Source organism: Neobacillus drentensis, assembly GCF_036966985.1.
In the GTDB taxonomy this organism is placed as follows: domain Bacteria; phylum Bacillota; class Bacilli; order Bacillales; family Cytobacillaceae; genus Neobacillus; species Neobacillus drentensis_E.
The window spans coordinates 1-12407 of record NZ_JBALSN010000048.1; the positions used below are offsets into that span (position 1 = coordinate 1).

Consider the following 12407-nt stretch of genomic DNA (forward strand, 5'->3'; position numbering starts at 1 on the left):
AAAAGGGGGGGTTTTGGTGAAGAGAAATTTGAATAAGTTTAAATACCAACCCTGGTTTCGGACTTGTCGGAGGGTGGCAGCGCAATTAGTTATTCCGTTTGTGGTCTTCCAATTCATTCGAACACTGATCATTCCTACATTCTTTGATATCGTGTTATTAACTTTATTTGTCGCGATTGCTGTGTCGATCTATTTTGAAATCGTTTAGGGAGCCCTTGTAGCAAGGTTACTGCTGCTGGGCTCCTTCTTTTGCTGCTGCCTGCGCATCAATCTCGGTCATTCTCATAACGACATACTCTGAATTTTTCAAATGCCAGTAGCGGTGCTGCAGCTGGCGTACATATTTTAACTCATTTTTCGGGCGCTGCTTCCGATAGTAGCTTTCTGCCACTTGGATGATTGGAATCGGGAGCGCTAAATAGCTGTAGAATAATAATTTTTCGTCGGCTTTAAATGGAAAGTATTTAAAATAATGATAGACCCAATCGACCGCCGTATCGCTTCGCTTTGGATTAGTGTTTAAGGCTCTTGATAAATATGGCAGAAGGTCATGGATCGGTGAGCCATAGCGAGCATTTTCAAAGTTTATAAAATATCCATACCCTTTATCATCATATAAAAAATGCTCAGGTGACAATTTTCCGTGCGTAATCACCATTCGTGCCTTTTCATTGTCTTTCGTTTTTTCATACCATTCTTCAAATTTGGTTTTCGAGAATTTCAGCGCTTGGCTGATTTCATTGTAGTAGAGGCAATAGAGCAATTCGAACGGCGACATGTAGGTCTTTTTTTCACATTCGTCGATGAAACCATCGAGAAATTCCTGTTGTTTTTCATGCTGTTGAAGAGTCTTTTCATAGTGCTCGGTTCTTTCTTCTTTATTCATGGTAATTTCTTTGGCTGATAGAGTATGAAGGCGTGCTAGTTCACGAAAGAGCTGTTGATTTCTGTGCTCGCGGTCTTCCTTTTGTTCATTTGACATCCATGGCATTAGGTAATAGAGATTATTTTCATGTAAAACTGCATACCTGCCGTCCATGGTAGGATAAATCGGAACGATGCGGTTAAATCCTTTTTGGTAAAGAAGATGGACATGGCGAATGAAATCTGCCCCAGTCGACGGGTCAATTTTTTTTAAAGCAAAGGTTCCTTTATTTGAATAAACCTTGAGGACGCTGCCAAAATCCTCTACAAATTGAGGTTCAACAAGATATTGTTTTAAGATCGGTGCAAGTGTGGCTAGATGATTGGAGTTATTCATGAAAACTCAACTCTCTTTCCAATGGAAAAGCGTAATCGCCGCTTAGTGGACGATATTACTGTCATGAAAAGAAGGTGAGCAGGTCAAAAGAACCCGCTCATCTCTTTTAATTATTTTTTTGCAAAGCTGCTAGGTATATATAATACTTGACCTTCGTATACATCTTGATTGATTTCAAGATTGTTGACGCGAAGGAGGTTTTGTACGGATACATCATATCGATCAGCTACGCTGCTCACGGTATCTCCCTTTTGGACGATGCAAATCTTAACTCTTGCTTGCTCCGCATTTTCATCCTTCCGAGCAAAGAACTCGGTTAATGTCATGCTTTTCTTTTTGGCCGGTTTTTTCTTTTTAATATTCTTTGGGGGTGCTTCCTCCGGTGACGAAGAGCTTTCCTCTACCTGACTGACTTCCTCTTCAACATGCTCTGCTGGGTGTGGTTCTGCTTCAAAACCGACCCCTTGCACTTGCTCTGGCTGACTAGCTTCACTTCTTGCTTCCTGGAAATACCACGCTGGCGAGTTCTCTTCACTTTTTACTTCTTCTATATCCCATGATGAATGGTACCCTTCATTTCTTACTTCTTGTAATTCCTCTGAAGGATGGTTTTCTTGATTTCTGGCCTCTTGCAACTCCCATGATGGCTGGTGCTCTTCAATTCTTGCTTCCTGTAACTCCCATGTAGGTTCGTTTTCCTCTTCTTCAATTTCTTCTTGCGGCTGGTAATTGAAGGTCGGAAATTTAGGTAAGACTTCTACACTCTCTTCTTCCTCTTGCTGTTTTCTAGCCTCTGCTTCAAACAAGAAGTTATCTTGGTAGCTGCTCTGAACAGTTTCCAATTCAACTTCTACTTCTTCCACATCTTCATATTCAGGTTCAGCACGATGGACAACCTCAATTTCAGTGGCCTCTTCCTGCGGTTGTTGTTGTTGTTCGGTCGCATATAAGCCGCTAATTGTTAGTTCTGCGGCCAGCTTCAGGCAGCTGCGTTCAGGAATCGAATAGTCAAACGATTCAACGAGAACATCAATATCGTAAATACTCTGAATCCTATTATTTGGGATGGTGATGTCGACAGGGAATCGGTGTGAAAATTCACAAGTTCCTTCCTCCCGGTTATCGACCCTTTCCACAAACTTTTGTGATGTTACACCTTCTTCTTCGTTTTCACTGTTAGTTTCGTAACTTTTATATTCGCCGGTGAGTTCGAGCGAACCTCTTATGGTTACGTACTGGTCGTTTTCCTGGATGGTAATGTCCGGGTCTAAAGAGATGGAAATAAGCTCTTCGACTTCCTGTCCTTTTCTAAACCACAAGGACTCCTCCAAGGAAAAGCGTAGGCACGATTGGTTCTCTTGGGACAAAGCGACTCCTCCTTTCTTTTCCTTCACGCAAAATCACTATGTCACTTACACTCTATGACCCTTAAGCTTTATTTATGATAATTTTGAGGATAAAGAATCGTAGTTTTTGGAGATGAAGTTGTTTTCGAGATTATTTTGTATAAGGAGCGTAGCTGATTCCGCCAAGTTGACTGAGATTCCCGCCGATTATCTAATTTATTCCGCCAAACCCGGACTTTATTCCGCCAACTTTGTTAGGTATTCCGCCAAAACTCGGATGGATTCCGCCAAACCCATTTTTAAGCTCCCCAAAAAGCCAGTCCACAGACTGGCCCAACAAACAAATAATGCTTCTAACCATACAAAAAAACACCCACCAAACCCGGTGGGTGCCAAGAATAGTTTATTTAAGTTTCGAGAAGGCAATCTCCGCTGCATGGATGGTTTTTTCGATATCCTCATCGGAGTGCTCTGTTGATAAGAACAAGCCTTCAAATTGTGATGGAGGTAAGAAGATTCCTTGAAGTGCCATCTCACGGTAGTATGCCGCGAAGAATTCCAAATTGGATGATTTCGCTACATCATAATTAATGACAGCTTCATTAGTAAAGAAGAAGCCAATCATTGAACCTGCACGGTTAAATGTGATTGGAACATCATATTTTTCAGCAGCTGCCTTGAAACCTTTTTCCAATAGATCCCCCTTACGGATGAATTCCTTATAATGCTCTGGAGTTAATTGGCTAAGTGTTTCGTAACCTGCTGTCATCGCAAGTGGGTTACCAGAAAGGGTGCCCGCTTGATAAATTGGACCGCTTGGGGCAATCTGCTTCATGATTTCTGCTTTACCACCGTACGCTCCAACCGGAAGTCCGCCCCCGATTACTTTTCCAAGACAAGTGATATCAGGAGTGATATTGAAATAGCCTTGGGCACAGTTATAACCCACACGGAAGCCTGTCATAACTTCATCAAAAATTAGCAATGAGCCGTTCGCTGACGTTATCTCACGTAAACCTTCTAAGAATCCAGGAAGCGGCGGCACTAGCCCCATGTTCCCAGCAACAGGTTCAACAATGATACAGGCAATATCCTCACCGTATTGTTCAAACGCATATCTTACGCCTTCAAGGTCATTGTAAGCGACTGTGATAGTATTTGAGGCTACCCCTTCAGGTACACCCGGGCTGTCTGGTAAGCCTAGTGTAGCCACCCCAGAACCAGCCTTAATCAACAAGGAATCCCCATGGCCGTGGTAACAGCCTTCAAATTTCAAAATCTTGTTTCGCCCTGTATATCCTCTAGCTAAGCGTAGCGCGCTCATTGTCGCCTCTGTTCCTGATGATACCATCCGAATGACTTCGATGGATGGGACACGTTCAATCACAAGATTAGCTAATTTATTCTCCATTAATGTCGGTGCACCGAAACTTGTTCCAAGTTCAGCGACCTTTTTCAAGCCTTCTACTACACGGTCATTCGTATGACCAAGGATGAGCGGTCCCCATGAAAGGACGTAGTCAATGTATTCATTGCCATCAATATCATAAATTTTTGACCCTTTGCCTCGTTCCATGAAAATCGGGTCCATATTTACTGATTTAAAAGCACGTACCGGACTATTTACTCCGCCAGGCATAATAGCTTGGGCTTCTTTAAATGCTTCTATCGACTTTGTATACGAACGCATACCGTTCCCTCTTTTCATATTATTGGTCTTCTCTTAACCAGCGAACCGCATCTTTTGCAGCATAGGTAATGATCAAGTCTGCACCCGCGCGTTTCATGCCCATTAACATTTCAAGCACGGTATTTTTTTCATCAATCCAGCCGTTTTGTGCTGCCGCCTTAACCATTGCATATTCTCCGCTTACATTATAAATAACAATTGGTAAATTAAAGGTGTTTTTCATATCACGGACGATGTCTAGGTACGGCATACCTGGTTTCACGATTAAGAAATCTGCCCCTTCAGCGACATCAGATTCTGCTTCTCTAAATGCTTCCATCCGGTTCGCCGGATCCATTTGATAGGTCTTACGATCACCAAATTGCGGCGCACCCTCCGCTGCTTCACGGAAAGGACCATAGAACGCTGAAGCATATTTCACAGCATATGACATAATCGGAATCTCAGTAAATCCTGCTTCATCCAATCCCGCACGAATAGCGGCAACAAAGCCGTCCATCATGTTAGATGGGGCAATAATGTCTGCTCCTGCTTCTGCCTGAGCAATAGCCGTTTTTACAAGCAATTCAAGAGATTGATCGTTAAGAATCTTCTCCCCTTCAACCACTCCACAATGACCGTGGCTTGTATATTCGCAAAGACATGTATCAGCAACAACAATAATTTCAGGGAATTTTTCTTTGATAAAACGTGTCGCTACCTGAACGATCCCGTGGTCGTGATAGGCTTGTTCACCGCATGCATCTTTCGTTTTCGGAATGCCGAATAGTAAAACCGACTTAATTCCGTGTGCCACGATATCATTCATTTCTGCCTCTAGATGATCCATCGATACTTGGTAAACACCCGGCATGGATGATACTTCATTGCGGATATTTTCACCTTCATAAATAAAAAGTGGATAAATGAAGTCCTCTGCTTTGAGGTGATTTTCACGAACAAGTGAACGCATACTCGCACTCGAGCGTAAGCGGCGATGACGTTTAAATTGAAGTTCCATTTATTATTCCTCCGTCTCTAAATATGCAATCATACTACTAATCATTTCTTTTACGGTATACTCTTTAGGTGACGCATGGACCGTTAATCCATAGTCATGTAATTTTTTCTCGGTAACTGGACCAATACAGCCAATAAGGCAGTTACCAAGCTGTTTGTCCAATCCATACTCTTTAACGACAGTCATTAAATGATCAACCGTTGAAGGGCTTGTAAAGGTAAGAATATCGATTTGTTGATCCGCTAGCATCCTAGCCAACATATCGCGACTTTCATCCGGCAGATATGTCTCGTAAATGACAACCTCATCCACTTGAGCACCCCATTCAGTTAAGGACTTCGCGATATACTCCCGGGCAAGATTTCCTTTCGGAAGCAGCACCCGTGCACCCCTATCCAATAATGGGCGAAATTCTTCCACGAACGTTTCTGCCACATAGGCGGACGGAACAAACTCAGGTGAGAATCCCATTGCTTCCAAAACCTCTGCTGTCTTTTTTCCAATCACAGCGATTCTCGGAAACGATCGACCCGCCTCTTTCTTTTTTAAAAAAGAAAAGAAGGTTTCAACTGTGACATTGCTAGTAAAAATAATCCAGTCATATGTATCAAGTGCCAAAAAAGCATTGTGAAGGCGTTGATTTTTTTCAATCGGACGAAAGGCAATAAGAGGGATTTCGATTGGAATCCCTCCGTACCTTTCAACAAGCTGTGAAAAGGATTTTGCTTGACCTTCGCCTCTTGGTACAAGAACGGTCTTATCAAGCAAAGGGAACGTTTGGGTCATTGACCTTCAAGCTCCCGTTTTACCTTCTCAATCAGGTCCTTACCACCCTTTTGTATTAAAAGGTCAGCTGCCTGCACACCAAGCTCTTCTGGGTTATGCCCTCTCACTTCTTCTTTAATGATTTCATGTCCTTCTGGTGAAGCCACTAACACATTTAGGATAATTTCATCATTGTCAGCCACATAGGCGAAGCCGGCAATTGGTACCTGACACCCACCCTCCATTTTTTGAAGGAAGGCACGCTCGGCACGGACCGCTCTTTCTGTTTTCTTACAAGTGAATTTTTCAAAAAGTTCTAGAAGTTCTTTATCATCTTCACGGCACTCGATCGATAATGCGCCTTGACCCACCGCTGGAATACAAAGGTCAGCATCCAAAAATTCAGTGACTACGTCTGAAGTCCAGCCAAGGCGGGAAAGGCCTGCAGCTGCTAGAATAATCGCATCGTATTCTTCCGTTTCTAATTTTGCTAATCTTGTATCTACGTTACCACGAATCCATTTAATCTCTAAATCGGGACGCGCCACTAATAACTGAGCACTGCGGCGCAGGCTGCTTGTCCCGATAATTGCACCGGGTTTTAAATCTTTTAACTTTACATGTCCTCTGGAGATTAGCGCATCTCGGTGATCCTCACGGAATGGGATACAACCGATTGTAAGTCCTTCTGGTAAAACAGCTGGCATGTCTTTCATACTATGCACGGCCATATCAATCTCTTTATCAAGCATAGCCTGCTCGATTTCTTTTACAAATAATCCTTTACCGCCAACTTTTGAAAGGGTAACGTTAAGAATTTGATCCCCTTTTGTGACGATTTCTTTCACTTCAAATTCGAAACGAGGATCCAACTTCTTTAATTGGTCCATCACCCAATTTGTTTGTGTTAAAGCCAGTTTACTTCGTCTAGAACCTACAATGATTTTTCTCATGAATGTGCCTCCTGAGGTGGTTATGCCCTACGCATACCATAAATGAAAAGATGATAATCTACCAAATAAGAAAAAGTTAATTAGGACAATTAAAAATGCCGCTGTATTCCAAATGGCCAATTTTCTGCCAGATAAATTTTTCATAATATGCAAATATAAAAGGATACTATAGGCTATTAATAACAGAAATGATCCAACGATTTTCATATCGTACCATGGCATCCCAGGAACCTTAAGAAAGGCCCACTGCAGTCCTAAAATTAAACTCAGCAGCAACATTGGCACACCGATCACAGCCAATATGTAGGATGATTTTTCGAGTTTATCTAAGTCGGCTAGCCGTATAAGCCTAGTGCCCCACTTTTTCCTTTTTAATAAATCATATTGAAGCAAATATAATGATGAGAAAACAAAGGATAGGGAAAATGCACCATATGAAAGAATAGCCATCGTAATATGAATCAACAATAGTTCGGAAACAAGCTGCTTTGCCATGATATGCGAACTATACTGCATTGGGGCAAATGTATGAATGGCCATTACCGTAAAGCCAAGGATATTCGTGAAAAAAACGATAAAATCAACCCGTAATAAATGATTGATCACAATGGATAATGTAACCAATATCCAAGCATAAAAATAAAGTCCCTCAAAAATCGTTAATACCGGAAATCTGCCTGTTTTATACATATAGATTCCGAGAAAGACGGTTTGCAAAACCCATACAAACGCAAGTAACCAGAAAGCAATACGGTTTGCCTTCCGGTTATGGTGTAGAAAATCGAAAAAATATAACAACACACTAAAGGCGTAGAGAACAACGGTTAATTCGTGAAGCCTTGTCATAAAGACATTAAACATAGAATGTACCCCTTATGACTGAAAGGAAGCCCGCGGTGTTGTAACCGGTATTTGATTGGTTTCGGCTGCTTTCGAATGTTGTTCTTGGACAAGCTCTTCAATATTAAAAATTTTCATGAATAATTCCATTGCCTGATTTGCGTCAGGACGCGCAGCCAATTCTTTTGCTTGTAAAATCGGATCCTTTAAGAGCTGGTTGATGATACTCTTTGTATGCTTATTTAAAACTTTTAAGTCACGTTCTGATAAATTTGGTAATTTCCTTTCCAAACTTACCATCGTTTCAGATTGAATCGCATGGGCTTTTTCCCTTAGTGCTGAGATGACTGGCACCACTCCAAGCGTTCCAAGCCATTGCTTGAAATCCACGATTTCTTTTTCAATCATGAGCATGATTCTTTCAGCTGCTTTCTTGCGCTCTTGCAAGTTGGCCTCAACAATACCTTCTAAATCGTCGATATCGTATAAAAAGACATTATCAAGTTCACCGATTCTTGGATCTAAGTCACGTGGTACAGCAATATCAACCATAAATAATGGCTTCCCTTTGCGTTTTTTCTCAACGCCAACCATCATTTCTTTTGAAATAACAAAGTCTTTCGAACCAGTTGAACTGATAAGGATATCAGCTTCCACCATTGCTTTCTCTAATTCAGCCAATGTTCTCGCTTTACCGCTGAATCGATTCGCTAAATCGATCGCCTTTTCATACGTTCGGTTAATGACCGTAACTTGTTTCACGCCATTTCCGTGAAGGTTTTGAGCCGCTAATTCTCCCATTTTTCCTGCACCGAAAATTAACACATGTTTGTTAGCAAGTGACCCAAAAATTTTCTTGGCTAATTCGACGGCTGCATAGCTGACAGAAACGGCATTGGCGCCAATATCTGTTTCTGAATGAGCACGTTTGGCAAGGGTAATCGCTTGTTTAAACAAATGGTTAAATACAGTACCAGTTGTTGCTTCCTGCTGTGCCAACATGAAGCTCGTACGAACCTGTCCAAGGATTTGTGTTTCTCCTAAAACCATGGAATTAAGTCCGCAAGTCACGTTAAATAAATGATCGATCGCCCCATCATCTTCATACACAAATAAGAACGGAGAAAATTCTTTTTGTTCTAATCCGAACCATTCTGACAGAAATTCTTTAATATAATAGCGGCCCGTATGTAATTGATCTACCACCGCATAAATTTCCGTACGATTACATGTAGACAAGATGATATTTTCTAGGATGCTTTTTTTGGTATTTAGCTTTTTAATGGCATGTGCAAGGTCGGCTTCATTAAATGACAACCGCTCGCGAATTTCAACAGGGGCAGTTTTATAGTTTATACCGATCACTAATGTATGCATTTGTAAGGACACCCCCAATAGATATTACAACTTAACTAGTATGATTATATCATGAGCAATTTCGACTTTTGCTCCTAAAATGTGAACAGAAAACGAAACTATATGGTAATATATTAAAGTAAAGTCGCCGATTAACAATCCCAATAGGGACAGTTTACCAACGTTTCCTTTAGACTTTCTTAATCATGATAAATGTTTTTTTAAAATACTTCCCTATGTACAGTACCAAAAAAATGGACAAGATTCAAGAGAACCTTACTGGAAGTGTGGTGTTTTTAATGAAGAATCAACGAGTTTTTCCTGGGATCATTCTTATCGGCTTTGGTGCTTACTTTTTGTTGCAGCAATCCGGCATAACTATTTTTCAACAATTTTTCACATGGCCGACACTACTCATTATTGTCGGAATTGCTTTTCTAGGTCAGGGGTATTCTGCACACGAGTACGAGGCAATTCTTCCTGGGGTTATAATGGCTGGCTTTGGACTCCATTTTCACCTGGTCGGCAAGATGTCCTTTTGGCCAAGTAACACGATTGGAATGCTAATATTAATTATTTCTGTAGGTTTTTTCCTGCGCTTTCAAAAGACGAATTCTGGTTTATTTCAAGCATTCCTCTTTCTTATTTTAGCTGTTCTCCTCTTATTTTATGATAAAATTACTGCATATTTTGATTTACTCCAAAACGGTATGAGTTTAGTGTGGAAGTTTTGGCCCGCCCTGCTCATCGTCGTTGGTATTTATTTTTTACTGAAGAAAAAAAAATGACGCCTGGCGCAATTGCCAGGCGTTTCTTTTTACATATAGCTCTTAAGTGCTGACCATGCTTCATCTTTCCCAAGTCCAGTTTCTGAAGAGAAAAGAATCATTTGGTCATTTTTATCAAGGTCTAATGTCTCTCGGACAACTTTTAAATGCTTTTGCCATTTCCCTTTTGGGATCTTATCAGCTTTTGTTGCGATGATTATACAAGGGATCTCATAATGCTTTAAAAAATCATACATCATCACATCATCTTTTGATGGTGGATGTCTAAGGTCAACAATTTGCACAGCTGCTCTCAGTTGCTCGCGTGATGTAAAATAGGTTTCGATCATTTTTCCCCACGCTGCCCGCTCTGATTTAGAGACTTTCGCGTACCCATAACCTGGAACATCCACAAAATGAAGCATTTCATTTATTAAGTAGAAATTTAGCGTTTGTGTTTTTCCCGGCTTGGAAGAGATTCTCGCCAAACCTTTTCGATTGAGCATTTTATTGATAAAAGAAGATTTACCGACATTGGAACGGCCGGCAAGCGCAAATTCAGGTAAATCTGTTTCTGGATATTGTTCTGGCTTTACAGCACTGATGACTATTTCTGAACTGACTACCTTCATTGTACTTCACCTTCCAAAAGGGCATGCCTCAAGACTTCATCCACATGGGAAACAAGGACAAAATCCAGTTCATTCCTTACGCTTTCTGGGATATCATCAATATCCTTTTCATTATCTTTTGGAAGAATAATCTTCGTTAAGCCAGCGCGATGGGCACTAAGGGTCTTTTCTTTCAAACCGCCAATCGGAAGGACTCTTCCTCTTAACGTAATTTCTCCTGTCATCCCAACTTCGCGGCGGATTGGCCGGCCTGACAATGCGGATACCAGCGCTGTTGCCATGGTAATTCCTGCTGATGGTCCATCCTTTGGAACGGCACCCTCTGGCACATGAATATGGATATCATATTTTTCATGGAAATCTTCTTCAATACCTAGTTCTTCCGCTTTAGAACGGATATAACTAAACGCTGCTTGCGCGGATTCCTTCATGACGTCGCCAAGCTTACCAGTTAATACAAGTTTCCCTTTACCTGGAGCTAAAGATACTTCGATCTGGAGTGTGTCTCCACCCACAGTTGTATAGGCTAACCCGGTCGCTACTCCGACCTGGTCTTCGCTTTCTGCCATTCCATAATGGAATCTTGTTTTTCCTAAAAACTCTTCGATATTCTTTTCGGTAATGATGACGCGTTTCTTTTCACCGGAAACAATAATTTTTGCGGTTTTCCGGCAAAGAGTCGCCATCTGACGTTCTAGACTTCGAACGCCAGCTTCCCGTGTGTAGTAACGAACGACTTTTAGAATCGCATCATCGCGGACTTGAAGAACTCCTTTGGAAAGACCATTTTCATTCATTTGTTTTGGAAGCAAATGATCTCTACAAATATGAACCTTTTCAAGCTCAGTGTATCCGGCAATTGTGATAATTTCCATTCTATCCAATAACGGTCCAGGAATCGTTGATAGATTGTTGGCTGTTGCAATAAACATGACCTTAGATAAATCATAGGTTTCTTCTATATAATGGTCGCTAAAATTACTATTTTGTTCTGGGTCTAGAACTTCCAGCATGGCACTCGAAGGGTCCCCGCGGAAATCACTGGACATTTTATCAATTTCATCGAGTAAAAAGACAGGGTTAATGGTTCCTGCTTTTTTCATTCCTTGGATGATTCGTCCTGGCATGGCACCCACATAGGTCCTGCGATGCCCGCGAATTTCGGATTCATCACGCACTCCGCCAAGTGAAACACGAACAAAATGACGATTGAGTGACGTTGCAATCGAACGAGCCAGGCTTGTTTTACCAACCCCTGGAGGTCCTGCTAGACAAAGGATTGGTCCTTTTAACGAGTTGGTCAGCTTTTGAACCGCCAAATATTCGAGGACACGTTCCTTCACCTTTTCAAGACCATAATGGTCCTGATTCAAGATTTTTTCTGAACGGTTAATGTCAATGTCATCTTCCGTTTTATTCGACCAAGGGAGACTAATAAGCCAATCAAGGTAGTTTCGGATCACAGCACTTTCTGCTGAACTGGTTGGTACCTTTTCATACCGGTCTAATTCCTTTTGTGCTGCTTTTAGCACATGTTCAGGCATGCCCGCTTGCTCAATTTTTTTCGTAAGCTCAGCAATTTCACCGGTTTTGCCTTCTTTATCGCCTAATTCCTTTTGTATCGCTTTCATTTGCTCACGTAAATAATACTCTTTTTGTGTCCGTTCCATCGAACGCTTAACACGCTGACCAATCTTTTTCTCTAAATTCAAAACTTCTTTTTCATTATGGATGATATCAATTACTTTGTTCACTCTTTCTTTGATATCGGTTGTTTCTAGGATTTCTTGCTTTTCC

13 protein-coding genes are annotated in these 12407 nt (G+C 41.3%); 2 read left to right on the top strand and 11 right to left on the bottom strand.

The genetic code is table 11. The features are described from left to right. The first annotated feature begins 16 nt into the window (after positions 1 to 16). Positions 17 to 208: a hypothetical protein gene (locus tag V7659_RS03620; RefSeq protein WP_144547838.1), complete on the top strand. Its 192-nt coding sequence runs from the start codon at positions 17 to 19 to the stop codon at positions 206 to 208. An 18-nt stretch (positions 209 to 226) separates the two neighbouring features. On the opposite strand, the gene ysxE is transcribed toward V7659_RS03620, so the two are convergent. The 9 genes from ysxE to hemA form a co-directional block, all read right to left on the bottom strand. Further along, positions 227 to 1261 (bottom strand): spore coat protein YsxE, encoded by a 1035-nt coding sequence (ysxE, locus tag V7659_RS03625; RefSeq protein WP_335538162.1) that lies wholly within the window; start codon positions 1259 to 1261, stop codon positions 227 to 229. A gap of 110 nt (positions 1262 to 1371) precedes the next feature. Continuing rightward, positions 1372 to 2655, bottom strand: coding sequence for a stage VI sporulation protein D (gene spoVID, locus V7659_RS03630; RefSeq protein ID WP_335538163.1), 1284 nt, complete (start codon positions 2653 to 2655; stop codon positions 1372 to 1374). Between the two features lie 163 nt (positions 2656 to 2818). Next, complete coding sequence (locus tag V7659_RS03635) at positions 2819 to 2968, bottom strand: hypothetical protein (protein WP_335538164.1); 150 nt, start codon at positions 2966 to 2968, stop codon at positions 2819 to 2821. A gap of 42 nt (positions 2969 to 3010) precedes the next feature. Continuing rightward, entirely contained in the window at positions 3011 to 4297 is a 1287-nt protein-coding gene (gene hemL / locus V7659_RS03640) for a glutamate-1-semialdehyde 2,1-aminomutase (protein ID WP_335538165.1), read from the bottom strand. Positions 4298 to 4316: 19 nt separating this feature from the next. Beyond that, positions 4317 to 5297, bottom strand: coding sequence for a porphobilinogen synthase (hemB, locus tag V7659_RS03645; RefSeq protein ID WP_335538168.1), 981 nt, complete (start codon positions 5295 to 5297; stop codon positions 4317 to 4319). Between the two features lie 3 nt (positions 5298 to 5300). Continuing rightward, complete coding sequence (locus V7659_RS03650) at positions 5301 to 6083, bottom strand: uroporphyrinogen-III synthase (protein ID WP_335538169.1); 783 nt, start codon at positions 6081 to 6083, stop codon at positions 5301 to 5303. After that, on the bottom strand, positions 6080 to 7015 hold the full coding sequence (gene hemC, locus V7659_RS03655; RefSeq protein ID WP_335538170.1) for a hydroxymethylbilane synthase: 936 nt from the start codon (positions 7013 to 7015) through the stop codon (positions 6080 to 6082). Before hemC ends, V7659_RS03650 begins: the two co-directional genes overlap by 4 nt. 27 nt (positions 7016 to 7042) lie before the next feature. After that, on the bottom strand, positions 7043 to 7876 hold the full coding sequence (locus tag V7659_RS03660) for a cytochrome C assembly family protein (protein ID WP_335538172.1): 834 nt from the start codon (positions 7874 to 7876) through the stop codon (positions 7043 to 7045). A gap of 12 nt (positions 7877 to 7888) precedes the next feature. Further along, entirely contained in the window at positions 7889 to 9232 is a 1344-nt protein-coding gene (gene hemA, locus V7659_RS03665; protein ID WP_335538174.1) for a glutamyl-tRNA reductase, read from the bottom strand. 278 nt (positions 9233 to 9510) lie between these two features. Here hemA and V7659_RS03670 point away from each other — a divergent pair, with 278 nt between their 5' ends. Beyond that, a complete protein-coding gene (locus V7659_RS03670) occupies positions 9511 to 9999 on the top strand; it encodes a LiaF transmembrane domain-containing protein (protein WP_335538176.1) in 489 nt (162 codons plus the stop codon). 29 nt (positions 10000 to 10028) lie between these two features. Here V7659_RS03670 and yihA read toward each other — a convergent pair whose 3' ends face one another. Together yihA and lon are read right to left on the bottom strand one after the other, a co-directional pair. After that, positions 10029 to 10610: a ribosome biogenesis GTP-binding protein YihA/YsxC gene (gene yihA, locus V7659_RS03675; RefSeq protein WP_098574262.1), complete on the bottom strand. Its 582-nt coding sequence runs from the start codon at positions 10608 to 10610 to the stop codon at positions 10029 to 10031. Beyond that, on the bottom strand, positions 10607 to 12407 hold a 1801-nt coding region (gene lon, locus V7659_RS03680), incomplete at its 5' end, for an endopeptidase La (RefSeq protein ID WP_335538178.1). The genes yihA and lon, both read right to left, overlap by 4 nt.